Origin of the sequence: Bacteroides sp. (assembly GCF_029057325.1) — a bacterium.
In the GTDB taxonomy this organism is placed as follows: Bacteria; Bacteroidota; Bacteroidia; order Bacteroidales; family Bacteroidaceae; genus Bacteroides.
Genome location: NZ_JAICZW010000026.1, coordinates 1 through 20,490, shown reverse-complemented (window position 1 = coordinate 20,490; position 20,490 = coordinate 1). Strand labels below are relative to the sequence as shown.

General features: G+C 47.7%; 12 protein-coding genes and 1 tRNA gene. 5 read left to right on the top strand and 8 right to left on the bottom strand.

All coding sequences use genetic code 11. The features are described from left to right. Positions 1–161: 161 nt before the first annotated feature. Positions 162–1,376, bottom strand: a complete 1,215-nt coding sequence (locus K2G43_RS01770; RefSeq protein ID WP_297643240.1) for an HAD-IA family hydrolase — start codon at positions 1,374–1,376, stop codon at positions 162–164. Positions 1,377–1,511: 135 nt separating this feature from the next. On the opposite strand from K2G43_RS01770, the gene crcB reads away from it, so the two are divergent. From crcB to eno, 4 genes are all read left to right on the top strand, one after another. After that, entirely contained in the window at positions 1,512–1,892 is a 381-nt protein-coding gene (gene crcB / locus K2G43_RS01765; protein WP_300152818.1) for a fluoride efflux transporter CrcB, read from the top strand. A 23-nt stretch (positions 1,893–1,915) separates the two neighbouring features. Further along, positions 1,916–2,584, top strand: coding sequence for a pentapeptide repeat-containing protein (locus tag K2G43_RS01760; protein WP_300152817.1), 669 nt, complete (start codon positions 1,916–1,918; stop codon positions 2,582–2,584). 314 nt (positions 2,585–2,898) lie between these two features. Next, positions 2,899–3,219, top strand: coding sequence for a HigA family addiction module antitoxin (locus K2G43_RS01755; protein WP_300152816.1), 321 nt, complete (start codon positions 2,899–2,901; stop codon positions 3,217–3,219). Positions 3,220–3,294: 75 nt separating this feature from the next. Further along, positions 3,295–4,584, top strand: a complete 1,290-nt coding sequence (gene eno, locus K2G43_RS01750) for a phosphopyruvate hydratase (RefSeq protein WP_300152815.1) — start codon at positions 3,295–3,297, stop codon at positions 4,582–4,584. Between the two features lie 123 nt (positions 4,585–4,707). On the opposite strand, the gene bglX is transcribed toward eno, so the two are convergent. The 7 genes from bglX to K2G43_RS01715 all read right to left on the bottom strand — a co-directional run bounded on the left by bglX (position 4,708) and on the right by K2G43_RS01715 (position 19,374). Further along, positions 4,708–6,957, bottom strand: a complete 2,250-nt coding sequence (gene bglX / locus K2G43_RS01745) for a beta-glucosidase BglX (RefSeq protein WP_300152814.1) — start codon at positions 6,955–6,957, stop codon at positions 4,708–4,710. 38 nt (positions 6,958–6,995) lie between these two features. Continuing rightward, the gene (locus K2G43_RS01740) at positions 6,996–8,363 is read right to left on the bottom strand and encodes a family 16 glycosylhydrolase (protein ID WP_300152813.1); all 1,368 of its coding nucleotides are present in this window, start codon (positions 8,361–8,363) and stop codon (positions 6,996–6,998) included. A 72-nt stretch (positions 8,364–8,435) separates the two neighbouring features. Continuing rightward, on the bottom strand, positions 8,436–9,806 hold the full coding sequence (locus tag K2G43_RS01735; protein WP_300152812.1) for a hypothetical protein: 1,371 nt from the start codon (positions 9,804–9,806) through the stop codon (positions 8,436–8,438). A gap of 17 nt (positions 9,807–9,823) precedes the next feature. After that, positions 9,824–11,404: a RagB/SusD family nutrient uptake outer membrane protein gene (locus tag K2G43_RS01730; protein WP_297644997.1), complete on the bottom strand. Its 1,581-nt coding sequence runs from the start codon at positions 11,402–11,404 to the stop codon at positions 9,824–9,826. A gap of 23 nt (positions 11,405–11,427) precedes the next feature. Beyond that, positions 11,428–14,658 (bottom strand): TonB-dependent receptor, encoded by a 3,231-nt coding sequence (locus tag K2G43_RS01725; RefSeq protein ID WP_300152811.1) that lies wholly within the window; start codon positions 14,656–14,658, stop codon positions 11,428–11,430. Positions 14,659–15,260: 602 nt separating this feature from the next. Further along, positions 15,261–16,382 carry an ATP-binding protein gene (locus K2G43_RS01720; protein ID WP_300152810.1) on the bottom strand — a complete coding sequence of 374 codons (1,122 nt, stop codon included), beginning with the start codon at positions 16,380–16,382 and terminating at the stop codon, positions 15,261–15,263. A 103-nt stretch (positions 16,383–16,485) separates the two neighbouring features. Then, on the bottom strand, positions 16,486–19,374 hold the full coding sequence (locus K2G43_RS01715) for a triple tyrosine motif-containing protein (protein ID WP_297645035.1): 2,889 nt from the start codon (positions 19,372–19,374) through the stop codon (positions 16,486–16,488). Between the two features lie 895 nt (positions 19,375–20,269). On the opposite strand from K2G43_RS01715, the gene K2G43_RS01710 reads away from it, so the two are divergent. Continuing rightward, a tRNA-Thr gene (locus K2G43_RS01710) sits at positions 20,270–20,343 on the top strand. Positions 20,344–20,490 lie beyond the last annotated feature (147 nt).

Sequence of the window (20,490 nt, the reverse complement as noted above, 5' to 3'; positions counted from 1 at the left end):
CCCCCCCCCCCCCCCCCCCCCCCCCCCGCTCCCCCCCCCACCCCCCCCCACCACCCCCGCCCGCCCCACGGGGGCTCGGACATCTAGTTAAAGAAAACATTAGCCAACTATGACACATCTTGATTTGAAACGGCATCCCATTTTTTTATGGAATACGTCACCTACAGCCTTTTCAATCTCCTTGCCGGCACTCCTCCCACCATCGTATTCGGCTCGACATCTTTCGTCACAACAGCCCCTGCCGCTACAACAGCTCCGTCACCAATCGTTACTCCACCGATGATTGTGGCGTTAGCCCCTATCCAGCAACCGTCGCCGATGATGATGGGCTTTGCAAACGTGCGCCAACGATATTCGCCCGAAGCCGGATTCCAATCCGGTGTCAGGCGTTCGGAAAGCGGTGTCGGATGCGAGGCCGTGTTCATCTGGACTCCCGGAGCAATGAGCACATCATTGCCGATTACAATGGAGTTGCAGTCGTTGAGGATGCAACAATAGTTGATGCTGACATTATTGCCCACATGGATGTTATCGCCAAAACCGATGATTGTGCCATCACCTACAGAAACATTCGTGCCGACACTGCCGAACAGTTCGCGTATCATACCATACCGTTTTGAACGGTCAGCATAGGGCAGCGAGTTGTAACGCTGCATCCAGTCGGTAGCACGTGCCTTGCGGTCCAGGAAGACAGGGCTGTGGCAGTCGTATATCTCGCCAGCCATGCATTTGTCCTGTTCGGTCATCACATAGGCCTTGTCACGGCAACCGCCCTTACCGTCTATGATATTCCTCAATTCAGCCTCATACTGCACCGCATTCTTAAAACAAATGCCTTGCATGCCCAATCCGCGTGCCCCTTCCACATTCTCCATCAGGTCATCTGCAAATAGACACTCTTCCGCTTTCAGGCCGAATTTCCGGCAGAGACGTTCGTAAATCTCCACCGACGGTTTCACGGCATGCTCTTCAGACGATATAATTCTCCCGTCAAGCAATTGGAATATCGGATATTGCTCCATGGTGACATGTACTTTACTGCACCAGTTGGTAAGTCCATAGAGCCTGTAACCTTCGGACTTCAGTTTGACAAGCAAGGCACGCATGCCCTTCACCTCGCCAACCACAAAATCAGTATATCGATTGCCGAACTGCCGTATTTCCTCCTCATACTGTGGCATTGCCTGCTGCATCTCATAGATTATCTGCTCGAAAGGACTCTCTTCGCAATCGAGACATTCGTTCCACTTTTCTGCCATCAGATGACGGTAGAAATCTTCCGCTTGCTCGTGGGTAGCGAATATCTTGTCAAGAACGATGAAATAATCATAGTCCACAAGTACCTTGCCAAAATCAAAAATCAGGTTCTTTATCATATTCAGTTATTTCTTACTAATTGCCACAAAGTTAATCATTTTCCATAACAACCCTTCATAAAAGAGCGCTTTTCTTCACTTTAAGAATCCTATTCACTATCTTTGCCTCCGAAACATCTTGAACAGATACCCTATATGACCCGAACACTGATATACATATTCATCGGCGGCGGCACCGGTAGCGTCCTCCGCCATTGCGTGCAGACGGCACTGAGCGAACGGATGCTCCCCCACTCCTTCCCGTGGGCGACATTCACCGTCAATCTTTTCGGCAGTTTCCTTATCGGCCTGTTCTACGCCCTGTCCGCACGCTTCAATCTTTCCGCCGAAGTGCGCCTGCTACTGACCGCCGGACTATGCGGCGGATTCACCACCTTCTCCACCTTCAGCAACGACGGACTGCTGATGCTGAAACAAGGTTTCTATACCCCATTCTTCCTCTATACCTTGCTGAGTGTAGCCATCGGCATCGCCGCAGTCTTTGTAGGCGGAGCCTTCGGACGCTTCCTTTCATGAACCCATAAACATTCATCCACCCCATGAAAACCGGAAAATCCTTCTCCATGCCTCCCTTGCGAATCGTTCCTCCTGCCCTGGATGGACAGAAAGAAAGTTCCAAAAGCCTGAAAGAGTGGCTGGAAACCGAAGAGACCGTCCGCGAACTCCGCTTCAGCCGACACGAAGAAAAGGAGATAGACTGCTCATACCGCAGCATCACCAACTGCACCTTCAGCCACATCCGCTTCGACCGCTGCAAACTGAAATCCACCCACTTCACGGATGTCCGTTTCGAGAATTGCGATCTCTCCAACCTCTCCTTTGCCGAAAGCTCCCTCTTCCGGGTGGAGTTCATATCCTGCAAGTTGTTGGGCACCAATCTGCCTGAGTGCATACTGAGCCACATCACCCTGAAAGAGTGCAACGCCCGGTACCTCAACCTCTGCATGAGCAAAATCACCCAGGTCTCCTTCTCCGTCTGCGACCTCCAAAGCAGCGACCTCAGCAGCTGCAAGTTCTCCTCCATCGCCTTTGAGGAGTGCAATCTGAGGGAAAGCGATTTTTCACACACTCCGCTCCGCGGCATCGACCTTAGCCGTTCCGAAATAGAGGGCATCCGTGCCAACCTGCCGGACTTGCGCGGAGCCATTGTCAATACGCAGCAGGCACTGGACTTGACGGCACTGATGGGGCTGAAGATAAAATTGTAATTTATTTCCGGACACCGATCAATGTCTCTCCCAAAAACGAGGATAGCAATGATCTGTTTTTAATGGTAAAATTATGCTGTTTACAGATTTCACACCACCATTACCAAGTATAAGGGATTTTATTCGATAATCTCAAGCAATACAGGCGCAGATATGCAAAGATAAAAGATAGGGATATTGCTATACTAAAAAAACAATTCGCAGAAATTGTGAATCACACAATTATATATTACTTTCGTCTTGCCAAAAGGCTATTATATGAATGTAGAATTTGAAAAAGAGTATTCATTATAAATAAAATAAGAGGAGGAACCATGAACATATCAGCAAACGATTTACAATCATTCCGCCCTTATCATCCAGGCGAATTGGTAAAAGAGGAATTGGAATGCAGGGAAATAAAACAAAAAGAGTTCGCAAAGAAATTCAGATTGTCCTATTCCGCCCTAAACGAGATATTGAACGGCAAACGGCCGATAACTACCGAGTTTGCCCTTGTCTTAGAGGCTGCTTTAGGCATCAATGCCGATTTACTTGTACGGATGCAGACTGACTACAACATGCAAGTAGCACGAAAGAACAACTCTTTGATTGAAAAACTGAATCAAATAAAAAAAATAGCCGCCGTACTTTAAACCCCAAATATTCTGTCCGATTGAACCTTTTCTCTTTTTCCCTTGTTATATCTTCAAACTTAAGAAACAAAAATTATGAAAATAGAAAAGATTATCGGACGTGAAATCCTCGATTCAAGAGGAAACCCCACTATAGAAGTAGATGTAACACTGGAGTCGGGCGTGATGGGCCGCGCTTCCGTCCCTTCGGGAGCCTCCACCGGCGAGCACGAGGCACTGGAGCTGCGCGATGGCAATCCTAAACGCTACAGCGGCAAAGGCGTACTGAAAGCCATCAGCAACATCAATGAAATCATTGCCCCGAAACTGATTGGCATGTCTGCCCTTGAGCAGATGGAGATAGACCACACCATGCTGGCACTGGATGGCACGAAGACCAAGTCCCGACTGGGCGCAAACGCCATCCTCGGCGTATCGCTTGCCGTAGCAAAAGCCGCTGCCGCCTACCTCGACATCCCACTCTACCGCTACATCGGCGGCGCGAACACCTACGTGATGCCTGTGCCGATGATGAACATCATCAACGGAGGCGCACACAGCGACGCGCCTATCGCTTTCCAGGAATTCATGATTCGCCCTGTCGGTGCCCCCTCTTTCCGCGAAGGGCTACGCATGGGTGCCGAAGTGTTCCATGCCCTGAAGAAAGTACTGAAAGACCGCGGCCTCAGCACTGCCGTAGGCGACGAAGGCGGTTTTGCCCCCAACCTGGAGGGCACGGAAGATGCCCTGAACTCCATCATCGCCGCCATCAAGGCTGCCGGATACGAACCGGGCAAGGATGTCAGGATTGCCATGGACTGCGCCTCGTCCGAATTCTACCACGACGGCATCTACGACTACACGAAGTTCGAAGGCGAAAAAGGCCGGAAGCGCACCGCCGACGAGCAGATAGACTATCTGGAAGAGCTTATTAACAAATACCCCATCGACTCCATCGAAGATGGCATGAGCGAAAACGACTGGGAGGGATGGAAGAAACTGACCCAACGCATCGGCCACCGTTGCCAACTGGTAGGCGACGACCTGTTTGTCACCAACGTAGATTTCCTTGCCATGGGCATCGAAAAGGGCTGTGCCAACTCCATCCTGATTAAGGTCAACCAAATCGGTACGCTCACCGAAACGCTGAACGCCATCGAAATGGCACACCGCCACGGATACACCACCGTCACCTCCCACCGTTCCGGCGAAACGGAAGACACCACCATTGCCGACATCGCCGTAGCCACCAACAGCGGACAAATCAAAACCGGTTCACTGAGCCGTTCGGACCGCATGGCAAAGTATAACCAGCTGCTCCGCATCGAAGAAGAATTGGGAGAAAATGCGATTTATGGGTATAAGAAGGTGAAAAGTAGTAAGTGAAAAGTGATAAATGATAGACAAGAAGTAATTCCATTACATTTATGCCATAAATAGCTAAAAAAGGGGGGGGGATGAGCCGTGACGGTCCATCCCCCCTTCCTCCTTCTAACCTTAAAATCAACACTAACCTATTACTTCAAAAGCCATTTCTTCTCCGCTTTGGCTGTCCGGCGCTACCCAGAGAAGGAAATCTCCCGGTTCCACAGTCTTCACCCTATCTATGTTCCAAAATGCGAGTTCACTGATGGGGAGTTCAAAGGTCACCGTCTTCTTCTCACCCGGCCTCAACGTGACACGGGTAAAGCGTTTCAGTTCCTTTACCGGACGGGTGACAGAACCGACCTTATCACGCACATAAAGCTGTGCCACTTCGGTACCTTCGTAGCTTCCGGTATTCTCAAGGTCGAAAGTTACCGTCAACACATCGTCCTTCTTCAGCGTAGAAGAAGAAAGCTTCACATTGCTATACTCGAAAGTGGTGTAGGACAAACCGTAACCGAAAGGATACAACGGATCGAACCCAGCATCCATATAAAAAGAGGTACATCCCAGCGAAGTCTGTCCGGCCTCCAGCGGAATATCGTTCAGCAACACCTCGTTGCGCGTGGCCGGACGGCCGGTATTGTTATGAGCATAATACACAGGAATCTGTCCCACCATTTTCGGGAAGGTAACAGGTGTCTTTCCGCTCGGCACCGCCTTGCCCCACAGCAAGTCCGCCAATGCCGGACCACCCATCGTACCCGGATGGAACGCATAGAGTACGGCAGCCGAACGTTCTACTTCTTCGCCTATCGTCAGCGGACGGCCGGCCATCACCACCGTAACCACCGGCTTGCCGGTCTTCGCCAAGGCAGCAATCAGTTCGCACTGCGCACCCTGCAAATTCAGGTCGGCCAGGCAGTGCGCCTCGCCCGAAAGGATGGCCTCCTCGCCCACAAATGCCAAAATAACATCGGCACGCGCGGCAGCGGTAGCGGCTTTAGCCACTCCGGATTGATCCTTGTCGCGGCTATACGCCAGTCCGGGTTCGTAAATCACCTGTACCCGGTCGCCCACCAGCTCGCGGATGGCGGTGAGCGGCGTCACGGTCTTCGTCTTGTCGCCATCAAACACCCACGTACCCAATTGGTCGTAGGGCGCATTCGCCATCGGTCCCACCACGGCCACCGACTTCACCGAAGCCGATAGCGGCAAGATGCCCTCCGCATTCTTCAGCAAGATGGCCGATTCCACGGCAGCGCGTTTCGCTGCTTCCAGATGCGAGGGAGCGTAGAGCACCTCCATCCGTTTCTCGTCCACATACGGGTTGTCGAAGAGGCCCAAGCGAAACTTGATGCGCAGGATGTTGCGTACCGCCTCGTCTATGGCGGCCTCCTTCACCTTTCCCTCCTTCAGCAGGGCAGGCAGTTCCCTGACAAAGGTGTAGCTCACCATCTCCATATCCACGCCGGCATTCACCGCCTTCATGGCTACCTCTTTGGGATCGGCGGCAAAGCCATGCGACATCATTTCGGAGGCCGAAGCCCAGTCGGTCACTACCAGTCCGTCGAAGCCCCACTCCTTGCGCAGCACATCCTTCAGGATGAAAGTGTTGCCGGTAGAGGGTACCCCGTCGTTGTCGTTGAACGAAGTCATGAAGGTAGCAGCACCAGCTTTGGCAGCCGCCTCAAACGGAGGCAGATACACGTTGCGCAGGCGGCGTTCGGGGATGAAGGTCGAGTTGTAGTCGCGTCCGCCCTCGGCGGCACCATAGCCCACAAAGTGCTTCGGGCAGGCGGCTACGGCCGTGGGGTCGCTCAGCGAGTCGCTCTGAAAACCCTTCACCATAGCAGCTCCCATCACGGAAGTCAGGTAGGTATCCTCGCCACACCCTTCGGCGATGCGTCCCCAACGGGGGTCGCGTGCCACGTCAATCATCGGGGCGAAGGTCCAACGGATACCTGCCGCCGAAGCCTCGATGGCAGCCACACGTGCACCCTCCTCCGCCACTTGCGGATTGAAGGAGGCTGCCTGTCCCAGCGGAATGGGGAAGATGGTCTTGAAACCGTGAATCACGTCGCGCGCCATCAGCACGGGGATGCCCAGGCGCGACTCTTCCACCGCCACACGCTGCAAGGCGTTGACGCGCACCGGGTCCACTTCGTTCAAGATAGAACCCACTTCACCTTTCTTTATCAGTCCGCTCATGTCCTCAATGTTCCCGTAGGAAGAGATTTGGTTCATCTGTCCCAACTTCTCTTCCAAAGTCATCTTAGAGAGCAATGCCTCTATTTTCTGCTCGATGGCGCTGTCGCCTTTTCCACCCGGCACTTGCGTGCACGAGACAAGGGAGAGCAACAGGCCGATAGAAAGAATATTAAATGTTTTCATTGTAAATTATCTATAGATGTTGTTATTCGAATATATCATCATTCCTTCTTTTGGAATACACGAAGATAGTCCACCTTCATCGTTACCGGCAATGCTGATTCGTCCACACCGTTCATACCGCCCCAATCTCCACCCCAGGCCAAGTTCAGAATGGGATAAAACGCATAGTGGAAAGGCCATTGGTTATGACCGGAGCCAAGTTGCTGTTTGGTGACAGACAATTGTATTCTACCATCCACATAAGTAGTGATGGCGTCTTCCGTCCACTTCAAGGCATAGACATGATACTCGCCTTCCGCGCGGTCTATAGTCATGGCATGCGTTTTCTGTGTACCTTTGGTATGGTTGTAGTCCTGCGTATGTATAGATGAGGAAACTTCATTGGGCACTACACCTACTTCCTCCATAATATCTATTTCACCACACATAGGCCAAGGATTGGTGTTCCAATCGTTCCCTACGGGCATCATCCAGAAAGCAGGCCATGTACCTTTACCCTTAGGCAACAGAATGCGAGCTTCAAAATAGCCGTACTTCCAACCGCTGTTTACTTTAGCATACACACGGCCAGAATAAATCTTGCCATCACTACCCTTGAAACAATGGATATTCAGCTTACCATCCACCAGTTCAGTCACTCGTCTTCCATCTACCGAGCCGGCCACATAGTTCTGCAACTCATGGTTTACCCAACCGGATTTCTGCACCTCGTGAGTCCAGTCATTACTTAACGTGGCACCTTCGTTGAATTCATCGTGCCAAACCAAGCTATAGCCTTCAGGAATAACAATATCATGGTCTTCGGCAGATTCCTGAACCACCGTTATCACAACCTTCTCTCTAGCGGAAAGCACCTCTACCGAACCTGTACGACTTTGGGGTGCCTCATTAGGCTTCGTACTCAAATTGAGAGTAGTACCGCTTTTCTTTTCTGCCGCAATCCAACTGTCAACAGCTTTTACACTCCAATCACTGGCAGACGTTACGGAAAGCACAATGGTTTCACCGGTAGAATTAGAAAAGACTTCCGACATAGACACTTGCAAAGGCGCCATTTGTATCACCGGTATAGCCAGATTCCCGGTACCAGACTTAACTGTTATCAAGCCTTTACGCGTTTCTTTACCCTTGTTTTCGTCCACCGTAACAGTCACCGTTCCCTTATTTTCCAAAGAACCTGCCACTTTCACAGAAGTCCATGCTTTACAGCCATCATCCACGTATGCATTCCATTCGCCGCTACTACAAGTCACATTCAAGGTATAAACCCCTCCCAACGCATCGGCTTCCACATTATCCGGCGAGCAGGTCAATATCGCATTGCCAGATGGCTCTTGTGCATCACTGCTGCTCTCACAGGCCATAAAGAATAAAAGCGATATAATTAAAAAATAATTTAACTTCATTCTATTACTCTTTTTAAATTAAAAAAGGGAATTTCCCCTCCTGCAGAAAACTACAGAAAGGGAAATCACCCATTAATGCTTCTGAAGTATAATATCCTTAACAGTTATTTTCGTATTAACCGGATTTCCACCAAAGTCAAAAACCAATGTAACTGCATGCATCGCTTCCGGTGCCTTTATGTTTGCAACCCAAAACTTATTATCTTCATTGCCCAACAAGTCAACCTGCTCTGCAAAGAAGAAATTGGTGTCATGTTTCATGTCCGGTTCGTCCGTCTGAACCAATTTTACAGTTACACCCTTCAAATCGACATTCGGATTCAACAGAACACAGAAGTCATAGGCCGTTTCCGTATCAGCAGACAAGTCCGTATTAAATGCAAACTGATTCTGCCATTGAGCTTCGGTAGCATCAGGGAAAGTCAGTGTATAGGCATTTCCATTCACCGTCATTTCCGGATTAGGTCTGGTACTCCAATCTGGATTTGCATAATAGAATGTATTGGTAAAGGTGGCACCATTCCACAGATTTTCTTCACTATCCACTCCTACCCATGCCGGTTCAGGCACTGTCACTTCAGGCACCTTTGTTCCATCGTCATTGGCATGATCTTTCAGCACAAAACTCTCCAAAGTAATATCCGTATTGGCAGCATTTCCACCAAAGTCAAGCGCAAACTTCAGTTCTGAAATATCAACGCCTCCTAAATTGCTAAACCATACGCACTTCGGTTCATTGGCATCAAGTGCAACACGCTGCATATCTATAAAGGTATCATCATTACCTTTCTGTTGCACTTTGACGGTCACTCCCGGATGTTTGGTCGTCGAAGTCAAAATAACAGAAAAGTCATAAGTTTTGTCCGCCGACAAAGCAACAGCCGGATTAAGTTCCAGGTGCATTTGTGCCTGCCATTGGTCGGTTGTCGCTTCCGGCAAAGAGACAACAAATGCTCCTTTTTGATAAGAGTATTTAGGATCTGCAATTTGCGACCATCCCGGAGCATACCAGAAAGAAGCCACATCGAAAGTAACCCCCTTAAAGAGGTTAAACTCACTATCCTCCACAAAACCACCGAAACCGGTCATCTTTGTTTTTTCTATAGAAAAGGTTTTAGTAAGTACACCATCACTCAGTCCATTGGCATTTTTCACCTTACACTCCACAATATATTCACCTTTTTTGCGGTAATACTTAGAAAAAGAATAAGAAGCGTTATAGCTTTCCCCATCTATAATCCATATCGGAGATACTCCTTTGGCGCTCTTAAACTCAAAATAAGCATAGTTGGTTTCTTGATCGACCGTAACAACGAAGTTATCGGCATAATCGGACATTTGCGGAAGATTGCCATTGGCTCCATCAAATTCCTCGGGCGAACATGCGGTCATCGTAAAACCGGCAAACACAGCACCCAATATATATTTCAATCTATTTTTCATACAAGTTGTTTTTTTATTTATTTATAATCATTCTGAACCAAAGCCGGGTCTGAATCCAACTCACCTTGTGCAATAGGAATGTACTTCTTCTTGGCACTCCAGGTGTTTGTACGATACCCATATTCATCAGGAACAAGTGCAGTAGTAGCCTTATTCTTGTTTGAAACTCCATTGATGCCCTCGGCACGTACAAGGTCAAAATAGCGTTTGCCTTCGCCCACGAATTCAAGACGACGTTCTGTCAACACATCATCCACGGTAACAGAAGAGTAGCCATTAAGCCCGGCACGCTCACGCACTTCGTTAACCCAGGTTTTTGCCTCACCAGCAGCACTACCACCGGTGCGGAGAGACAATTCCGCCGCATTCAGCAAGACCTCAGCATAACGATAGTAACGGAAATTATTGTTATAGTTCAAGTTTTGGTCAAATGGAGCCTTCTTGAAATTCTTGTCATACGGACGGTATTTGTTCAGCCAAATATGGGTGTCCTGATAACGCTTCGTATATTCCACTTCTGCCGGAATCACCCAACAAGTCGCCTCCCGACGCACGTCACCTTCCTCAAACATTTCGTAAGTTTCCACACGTACAGGCATGAATCCCCAACCGTCATTACCGGCCGACCAGCCTTCATCTCCCGGGAACGTGTTTGGAGATATCAATGTGGGAAGCACCGTTCCTCCCACAGCCAACGGACTGCCCCAACCCCGTTCACTGTTGCTTTGCTCGTAATTGATTTCCCAGATAGATTCATCGCACCATTCGCCTTCCGTAGCCCAAATAGCGGCATAACTTGGATTCAGCGAGAACCCCGGTTCCGCAATAAGCTCTTTCATATAACCTAAAGCTTTGGAGAAACGGCTTTCATCGTTCTGGTACATCACCATCTCGGCATACATCATATAACAGAATGCTTGAGTAACACGTCCCAATTGTCCTTCATCATTCTCACCTTTAGCATTCTTGTAATACTTCAATGGCAGCACTTTGGAATCAATCACAGCTTCCAATTCAACAATCAGTTCATTGTAAACCTCATCGGCTTTATACTGGGGTGCCGTATAAGGAGGTTCGTTGAGGTTTTCCAAATAAAAAGGCACGTTCCCAAAATAATGCCACAGCATGTTATAATAGAACACACGGAGGCAACGAGCCTGCATCTCATAGCTTTTGTTGTTTTCAGGAGTTACGTCCTTTGCCCATCCCAAATACTTCAACACGTCATTACAACGCTTGATGCCCGAATAATCCACTGTCCATAGCGAACTCAGCGTATTGTTCTCATTACCTTCGTAATTGAACAGCATGTGCCAATTCTGCATATCGGTCTTGGTAGCACCTCCTACCCAGAAATTGTCGCCCATAATCTCGGCATCAATGTTCAAGGCATTGTATTGTCCCAATCCCCAATCCGGCCAATGGATAGGGTCATAAGCGGCAATCAGCGCTTCCTGAATATGTTCGTCTGTAGTATAATAATCTTCCAAAGGTTCACCGGTAGGGTTTTCCACCTCCAAGAAACTATCGCTGCAACTTGTACCCACCAAAGTAGCGACAGCCAAGCAACCTATCGCAAATATCTTATTTGTCTTCATATTGTTCAAAGTATTAAGTTAGATTAGAAAGAAACGTTCAAGCCCACTGTATAAGTACGTGCCTGCGGATATACGCCGCGGTCGATACCCAACGAAGTGGCACCGGAAGAGATTTCCGGATCAAAGCCCCAATACTTGGTCCAAGTAACCAAGTTCTCGGCCTGTACATACACTCGCAGACGTTCGATAGAGAGCTTGCGAGTAAGTGTCTTGGGCAATGTATATCCCAACGTGATATTCTTCAGACGAAGGTAAGAGCCATCGCACACATAAAGGTCGGAAACCATCCAGTTGGTGGCGTTGCCCGAAGCCAGACGAGGATATTTGTAGGAAGTACCTTCACCGGTCCAGCGTCCCAGCATCCAGGAAGGATAGTTGCCCGAAGGAACATCCGCACGGTAAGTACCGTCGAACACATCCGCACCCGCTACTCCTTGGAAGAAGATATTGAAATCGAACCCTCTCCAATCCGCATTCAGATTCAAGCCATACGTCCAGTCGGGAGTACCATTACCAATATCGGTACGGTCGTCCGAAGAAATCTTTCCGTCACCGTTGACATCCACAAAACGTGTATCGCCCGGAACAGCATCCGGCATAATCAGACCACCATCCTTATTGACGTATGCACGCACTTCATCCATATTCTGGAACACCCCGTCTGTCTTGTAACCGAAGAAATAAGGGAAAGGTTTTCCATTCGAACCACGCGTACCGCCACCGGACAATCCTTGGATACCGTCCAAATCCATATAGCCGGTATCGTTACCCAAATTCTTCAGTCTGTTCTTCAGATAAGTGGCATTGCCTTTTACCGCAAAATGCGCATCGGCTATGTTCCACTTATAACCCAGTTCAAACTCAAAACCGCTGTTTTCCATATCGCCCACATTGCCAAGAGGCTTCGTTTCACCCACATAACTTGGAATCGGCATTTCAATAATCATGCCATTTGTTTTCTTAATGTAGTAGTCTGCACTGAAGGTCAACGCATTGTTGAAAAATCCCAAATCAATGCCCAAGTCAGTCTGTTCACTCTCCTCCCACTTCAAATTAGGATTTGCCAAACGCTGCGCCTTAGAACCAATCCACTTGATGGCATCCTTACCAAACAATACATTGTTGCCCATAGCAGTAAGCGAGGTATATCCAAATTCAGGGATATTATCGTTACCGTTCTTACCCCAACTTGCCCGTATTTTCAAGTTCGACAACCAATCGCGCGTATTCTCCATGAAAGCCTCATTGGATACATTCCATCCTACAGAAACGGAAGGGAAAGTACCATATTTGTTGTTGGCACCAAAACGGCTTGAACCGTCACGACGTACCGTAGCCTGGAACATATAGCGTTCGTCATAATTGTAATTCAGACGTACAAACATGGAAGACATCCTGTGCTCCACATTCCGACCGCCACCTACACTATGCTGCACGGTAGCACCTGTAATCACTTTTTTAGGTTCACCGGTTTCCGGGTCAATCACCTCTTCGTAAGTATATTCAATATTACCTGTAGAATAGTCGATAGAAGGTTTATCCGGATTCACCAGATTCCAACGGCTTCCATTCAGCCAATCCCCCTTATACTTCAAGGCAGACTGCCCCAATACCAAGCCAAAAGAGTGTTTGCCGATAGTCTTATCGTAAGTCAAAGTGTTTTCCAACTGCCAAGTCACACTTTGCGATTTGGAAGCACCGGCACTGGTGTGCGAAGCATTATTGTTTCCTGAAAGATAATACTTGCTCTTCGTTGCCGAATCATTTCCCCAGAATCCCATATCAGCACTATAATTGAAATGATACTTCAAATTGTCCCACAACTGCAAGTCAATAGAAAACTTGGGAACAAACTTGTGTGACCAGTACTTCGTAGGATTCAGCGTCATCATGGCAAGCGGATTGTTGATTTCCGCATAAGAACCGCCAAAACCAGGCACTGTATAAGGGTTGCCATTTGCATCGGTAGGCAACACATAGTCGCTATAATGGTCAATCATATTCTTTGCGGCGTCACCTGTCAATGTAGGTGTCAGAATAGGCGACAAATACAGCGCAGAGCCCAGAATGGAACCGAATTCAGAGTTCGTTGATACCCCTGTGGAATGAGTGCGCATATAAGCAAGGTTCACGCCTAAATCCAATTTATTAAGGAAACTGCGTTCGTTGGAAGCATCAATCAGATTGTATTGATTGTTTGAGCGAAGGGTCAAACGGTCATAATTGGAATGCCCGTAATTACCACCCACGATACCGTCTTGACTAAAATAGCCCAAAGAAAGATAGTAATTGGTCTTCTCGGTCGCTCCACTGATGGTTACATCATGATTCACTACCGGAGCATTATCATAAAACACCAAATCCTGCCAATCGGTACCGAACCCCTTAATAGCATTTCCATTAGCATCTATCAAATTATAAGGGTCGGCATAAACAGGAGCTTCCCCACCGTTCAGACGCATCTCGTTCTGCAAAATAGCATAATCCGTAGCACTGGTCACGTCACGATGCTTCCAAGCGCTCTGCCAGCCGTATGAGAAGTTATAATTGATTTGCGCCTTACCCATCTTACCTTTTTTGGTAGTCACCAAAATAACACCATTCGCAGCACGCGCACCATAGATAGCACCGGAAGCAGCATCTTTCAATACCTCGATAGACTCAATATCATTGGGATTCACGAAATCAAGACCGCCACCGATAGGCATGCCGTCCACGATGTAAAGAGGATCGCTGTTGTTGATGGTACCGATACCACGCACTCGCACGCGAGGAGCCTCACCCGGCTGACCTGATGCAGAAGTGACGTCCACACCGGCAGCCAACCCCTTCAAAGCGTTGTCCATACGAACAGGCGATTTGTTCTCCAAGTCCTCGCTGCTCACTTTCGCGATAGAAGCCGTCACCACGCTCTTCTTCTGAACGCCGTAACCCACTACCACCACTTCGTCCAATGTCTCTGTGTCTTCCATCAGTACGATTTTAAGAGAACTTTTTCCGTTCACGGCCACATCTTGCGACTTGAATCCGATATAAGTAACGGAAAGTGTTGCGTCGGCAGGAACCGACAGACTGAAATTACCGTTCAAATCGGTAATGCCACCATTGGTAGTACCTTTCACTACCACGTTTACTCCAGGCAAGGGCTCGTTGTCCGTAGCGCTTACCACCGTACCTTTTACCTGTATATTCTGAGCATATACAGAAGCCAAGGTAAAGCTTAACAAAAATAAAACTGATAATACTTTTTTCATAAGTTTTACTTAATTAAGATTAACTATTCTCGTTCTCTGTCCCCAAAAGGACGGTGCAAACGTAACGTATAACACATAGAAAAGAAACATTTCAAGCATTCTTTATTACGTCAAAGCAATATTTTGAATACGTCAAACATACGTCATTAAGACATTATCTACTGAATATCAATAGATAAGTTATACTTTAAGCAATACGCTCAATCTATGTTAGAAAACATGTATTTACTTTTTTACATTCTTTCACCACCACATCCAGCAAATTTTAGGACAGGACACATACAGGATTTAAATCAATAAAAAAACGCATCATTGAGGGAATCAATGATGCATTCGAACGAATAAAGAAACGAGACTTTTCCACAATATCTATCAATATCACAGCAAACAAGTGCAGGCATCCCGGACATTGAAGGCTTTGCTTTTCGGAACAAGAAAACAGAACAAGCGGGCAGCAGAGGCATTCGTTCCTACACACCCTAAATTGCTATTGACAAAAAAGTCACATGAGATTCTATAAGTGCGTAGGTTATTTTGTAAAACTAAAGAGTTCTTGAATCCCGAATCATCATCTGTCTAAGATCCAAACAAGACAAAACCGTTTATCTTACGAACGCCCAATAGTTTTCCGGCGTAACGACTTCATACGAAGAACCCGGATAAGCTGTCGCAAACGCTTTCGGCTGCCTGCTTGTAGCCTTGCAGTTCCACTTGAACTCAAAAGTATGCAACATTCCGTCCTGCTCCTCTATCAAATCTATCTCCCGTTGCTCATGAGTACGCCAGAAGAAGAGTTGCACATAATTGCCACCGTAAGCGTTTCGTTTCACCCGTTCGCTGACCATGAGGTTTTCCCACAACGCGCCGGTATCATTCCGCAATTCCAACGGAGCAAAGTTCGACAAGACCGCGTTTCTCACCCCGTTGTCATAGAAATAGACCTTTTTCCCCTTCTTTATCTCATTGCGCAAATTCCGGCTGAAGGAATCGAGCCTGAACACGACAAAGCATTTTTCCAACAAACCGATGTAACTTTCCACAGTACTCTTATCAACTCCTAAAAGGCTACTCAACTCATTGTAAGACACCTCGCTGCCCAGTTGCAAAGCCAATGCCCTGACCAGTTTTTGGAGGAGCTCCGGCTTTTTTATACCTCCATAGGCAAAAAGATCTTTGTACAGATAGCTGTTGGTCAGTGTCATCAAGGTACGTTTGGCATCTCCCGGTTCAGTCACGACTTCAGGATATAGGCCATAAACCATACGTCTCTCCAACAACCGACTTTCTTCCCTCTCCGAACTATTTGCCGCTAATTCCGGCAAAGAAAACGGAAAAAGACTATATTCAATCAGCCGCCCGGTAGCCGGTTCATTCATTTTGTCGGCCATATCGAGCGATAAAGAACCGGTAACCACCACCTGCGTATCAAGCTTCAAATCTCCAATCATCTTCAAGGTCAACTCAATGTTCCCAACTCTCTGAGCTTCATCATTAAACACTATTTCGTAAGATGACAGCAAGTGTTTCAACTCAGTGGAAATCTTTCCTTCCAGCGCCAACACATCATCCACATTATCGCAATTCAGAGAAAGCACCTTCTTCTTCCCTCTCTGCAACTCGGAAAGCAAGGTGGTTTTACCCACTTGCCGCGCTCCCAACAACACGATTACCTTCTTTCGCCTATAATCGGCCACAATAGAATCCTTGATTATACGCCTTATCATATCTTTCTTTTTGGTACAAAGACAGGGAAACTCTCCAAATTTTTACCGAAATTGGCGGTTAAACCCTCCAAATTCGGCCAAATTTAGCGGTTTGAACCATTTTCTACAGCCCATTGTCCAGGTAATCCGTCAAACTCTCCTCGCGCTCCAGGCCGAATTTCTTGCGGAGGCGGTAGCGGATGGTCTCCACGCCCCGCACGGAGAGGTTGAGCAAAGGGGCTATCTCCTTGGTGGAGAGATTCATCTTGAGGTAGGCGCACATCATGCGTTCGTTGTTCGACAGGTCGGGATGCTTGTCGTGCAGGCGCTGCATGAAGTTATTGTGTATCAGGTCGAATTGCTCCTCGATGCGCTTCAGCAAATCGTCGCTCTGCATGTTGGCATCTATCCTGCTGTTGATAAGCACCAGCTGCTGCCTGCCCTCGCGCGCACCTTCTCCCTTCAGGATGGGCAGCACTTTGGCTATCTCCGACTTGATTTCGGTCAGCATCTCGTTCTTGCGGGTGAAGTTTATCATCAGGTTGGCCATCTCCTGGCTCTTGTGCTTCAGGTCATACTCCAGTTTCTCCTTCTCCAGCTGCATAATCTGCTTTTCCTGGCGGGCTTTCTCTTCTTCGTATTCCTTTTCCATCGCATGCAGTTCCTTGTCCTTCTCCTTTGCCACCTGCTGCTTCTTGCGCTTCACACGGACATCGTCCCACCGATAGATACACCACAACGCCAGGAGCAACAACAGAAAGTAGCAGAAATAGGCGGTACCGCTTCGATACCACGGCGGAAGCACACAAAACGTGATGCTATCCGTAGAAGTGGTGCCGTCTGAAAAAACGGCTTTCACCTCGAACGTATATTCCCCTTCCGACAGATTGCTGTACTCCTTGGTATTCACCATCGTGAAGTCGGACCAGCTTCCCTTGTTCAGGCGATACTGAAAAGGAATGTCCTCCCCTTCGGCAAAAAAGGAGAGCGCATACTCAAAGCGGACAGAGTTCGTGGAATAGGTTATCTGAGGAACCGGTTTCTTATCCAGGAAATTGGCCGTATATACCAACGAGTCTTTGGGATAAGAGAGGTGCATATTCCTTATATAGAGGGAGCGGGTGCGGTCCTTCCGTTCTTTCATAGCCGGAACGGCGAACAAAGCAAATCCTTTCTCGTTAGGAAGCACCATCAGCGAATCGGAGAGCGGAATGATGGACTCATAATCAGGCACAAGTTCAATCAGCGATTTCCAAATAGGATGAATCAGTGTATTCGCCCCCCGCTTATACGCTTCCAAATTGGCAATACAGATTTCATGAGAGCTCAAACTAAGCAATTTGCCGTGATGCTCCAACAGACGCGAATAGTCAGAAACACCATTCAGCAGACTGTTCATTTCCGGGCACAGCTCCATAGCATCTTTACGGGAGTTGTACCTATAAATGCCCTGAGACGTCGTAAAATAGATTCTGTTTTCTATTTTTGCCACAGCTATTTCACGTTCTGCCGGAAGTCCATCTTTCGCATCATACTCTTTCAAGCCGATTGCCTTCGTCAGATTATCATCCAACTCCACACGAGTGATATGGTCCCGGTTAGCCATCCAAAGCAACTTCTCACTTTCTTGTTCAAAAAGGCGGCAAGAATCATTCATTCCCTCGATTTTGCAGACAACCTGCCACTTCCCCTCCCGCCTTTCAAGCAGATAAATGCCATTATATACTCCCACATACATCTTGTCTTCGTGCCCCTTCACCTGCTGGCAGCACCAGACACCGGTAATGTCCGCGACACGCTCCATCGAAGTCCCCTTGACAAGAAAAATACCACGGTCGTGCAGGCAGAACAGCTCGTCCCCCACCCTACAAAGATTCCACACCTGCCCGCTGGAGCGGAGTACGGGCCGGATATCGGGCAAGCTACCGTTCATTTGCACCGGATAGGCCGTATAGTATAATCCCCGGTTGGTTCCCAGATAGAGACAGCCGTCTTCCACCGCCGCCGCATACCCCGACCCATAAGAATAAGGATAAGAATAAAGGTTGGTAAAAGGCGAACTCAGGCAGACATAATCGATGCCACTATCCAAACCGGCCCATAGATTTCCGGTGTCGTCGAAGGAAACGGAAAGCACCGTATTGTTCTTCAAGCCATTGTTCTCATTGAAATACTTCAGCCTCATGGTGCCGCAATCTATCAGTACCAGCCCCTTGTGAATCGTTCCCAAAACAATCAGATTCCCTTTTTGAGCCACACAAAAAACCTCATTTTCGTGCATGAAGGCTTCGGCACCCGTGACAAACGGCTCCATCGTGCGTCCGTCGCAATAATACAAGCCACTGTATGCCGTCACCACCAATACCCCCTTCTTATAGGGTATAATGCCACGGATTCGTTTAGAGGCCAACAAATCGGCCCCTTGCAAAGGAAAGAATGTATTCCCAATCAAGAGCCACACTCCTTTGTCCGTCCCTATATAGAGAATATCATTGACCATATTGGAACAATCTATCTTGGCATTCATCTCGATAACCGTGTATTTCCCGTTCAGGTACTTGACAACCCGCTCGTCTCCCTGAAAATATAAGATGTTGTCGGTCTCATGAATCCCCCATACATTTCCAAGAAGACGGATGTTTTCGTCCAACGTATCGGACATGCAATGATAAACCAAAGAACCATTCTCGTTGGGCTCAAAATAGCCGAATTCATTGATTCCTCCCGCATAGATGCGCTTTTGGGGCGCAGACACCAAAACGGAACGCACATCCGATGCATTATCCAGAGGAAATACACTCCAGGCATTGCCATCGAATTGAACCAAACCGTTCTTATTGGCGAAATAGGCCCAATTATTCTTATAAGGAGCTATCTGCCAAGTCTGAATACCTTTTCCATAATCGCTTTTGTCGAAATTGAGAATGAAGTTGTTCCAACCTGCCACCGCCTTGCCCCAAGGAAGAAGGAGAAAAAGCAAGAAAAGAGAAAATGCCTGTATGCGATTCTTCATGTGTATCATAATTATGGTTTCATCTGACAAATGTAAGATTTATTTTCCAATAACATGAAAAAAGCGATACTGAAAAAGAACAGACTTGTTTTTTCAGTCAGAGCCGGTCGTTTGCACATCACACTTGGCACGATAGACGAATAGTTGCCTCCCTACAAAGGCTAAATTCGCGGGAAAACAATCACAAATATTTACACGATATTTCTTCCTTCCGGAAAGTCCGTCACACTTGGCGCTTCCTTTCCGTATCTTTTCAGGTCCTTTTCTGCTCCGTACTTCCTTCGGTGTTTCTTCGGACGTTCTTCGGACGTTCTTCGGTCCTAGGGAGTGGAGTTTGTCCGAAGAACGTCCGAAGCCGAATAGGCCCTGGTAGGGGTAGGATAGGAAGCAGGTAGGGAGAACAGGGAAGAAACGAGAAAAGGAGATTTTTTCGCCGGTACGTGTCAGCTTTGAAAAGGAAAAGAAAAATATATTTACATCTAAAAAACAGGATACCGACTGTCGGCATGCCAATGGGCGGCTGCACCAAGGTACAGCCCTGCAAAATGTTGAAGTACAATCGGACAAACGATTGAACGTCGTTTTCATTTTTCAGACGCGGAATTTAACGGATTGGGCAGATTATTGATGTAGTTGATAAAAATAAAATCCGCTTTATCCGATAAATCCGCGTCTGAAAATAAGTGTAAGAACTAAATGAAAAAGCCGTGCCGTGGAAACAAATACAAAAAAAATCGGCACAACCTATTGCAGATTCCAAAATAATGCCTACCTTTGCAACCGCAAAACAAAAACGGGTAAGTCCTATACGGCCAGCTCCCTTCGAATCCTCCAGGGCTTGATCGCAGCAAAGGTAGTTGGTTGTAGCGGCGCGATATAGTAAGCTTGCCCACCCGCCTCTTTAGCTCAGTTGGCCAGAGCACGTGATTTGTAATCTCGGGGTCGTTGGTTCGAATCCGACAAGAGGCTCAGAACAAGAAGAGAAAAGCCGGTGACATGAAATGTTATCGGCTTTTTTTCAAGATATAAGAATCATGAGGGCGCATGGTAATAAACCTGTGTTTATGCGTATAGATTGCAAAGGCGGAAGATAAAGAATTTAGTATCGTTGACACC

What these genes read in the sequence shown, in the direction of transcription:
- K2G43_RS01770 (WP_297643240.1), bottom strand. Translation starts at nt 1,376, where the DNA reads ATGATAAAGAACCTGATTTTTGATTTTGGCAAGGTACTTGTGGACTAT.
- crcB (WP_300152818.1), top strand. Translation starts at nt 1,512, where the DNA reads ATGACCCGAACACTGATATACATATTCATCGGCGGCGGCACCGGTAGC.
- K2G43_RS01760 (WP_300152817.1), top strand. Translation starts at nt 1,916, where the DNA reads ATGAAAACCGGAAAATCCTTCTCCATGCCTCCCTTGCGAATCGTTCCT.
- K2G43_RS01755 (WP_300152816.1), top strand. Translation starts at nt 2,899, where the DNA reads ATGAACATATCAGCAAACGATTTACAATCATTCCGCCCTTATCATCCA.
- eno (WP_300152815.1), top strand. Translation starts at nt 3,295, where the DNA reads ATGAAAATAGAAAAGATTATCGGACGTGAAATCCTCGATTCAAGAGGA.
- bglX (WP_300152814.1), bottom strand. Translation starts at nt 6,957, where the DNA reads ATGAAAACATTTAATATTCTTTCTATCGGCCTGTTGCTCTCCCTTGTC.
- K2G43_RS01740 (WP_300152813.1), bottom strand. Translation starts at nt 8,363, where the DNA reads ATGAAGTTAAATTATTTTTTAATTATATCGCTTTTATTCTTTATGGCC.
- K2G43_RS01735 (WP_300152812.1), bottom strand. Translation starts at nt 9,806, where the DNA reads ATGAAAAATAGATTGAAATATATATTGGGTGCTGTGTTTGCCGGTTTT.
- K2G43_RS01730 (WP_297644997.1), bottom strand. Translation starts at nt 11,404, where the DNA reads ATGAAGACAAATAAGATATTTGCGATAGGTTGCTTGGCTGTCGCTACT.
- K2G43_RS01725 (WP_300152811.1), bottom strand. Translation starts at nt 14,658, where the DNA reads ATGAAAAAAGTATTATCAGTTTTATTTTTGTTAAGCTTTACCTTGGCT.
- K2G43_RS01720 (WP_300152810.1), bottom strand. Translation starts at nt 16,382, where the DNA reads ATGATAAGGCGTATAATCAAGGATTCTATTGTGGCCGATTATAGGCGA.
- K2G43_RS01715 (WP_297645035.1), bottom strand. Translation starts at nt 19,374, where the DNA reads ATGAAGAATCGCATACAGGCATTTTCTCTTTTCTTGCTTTTTCTCCTT.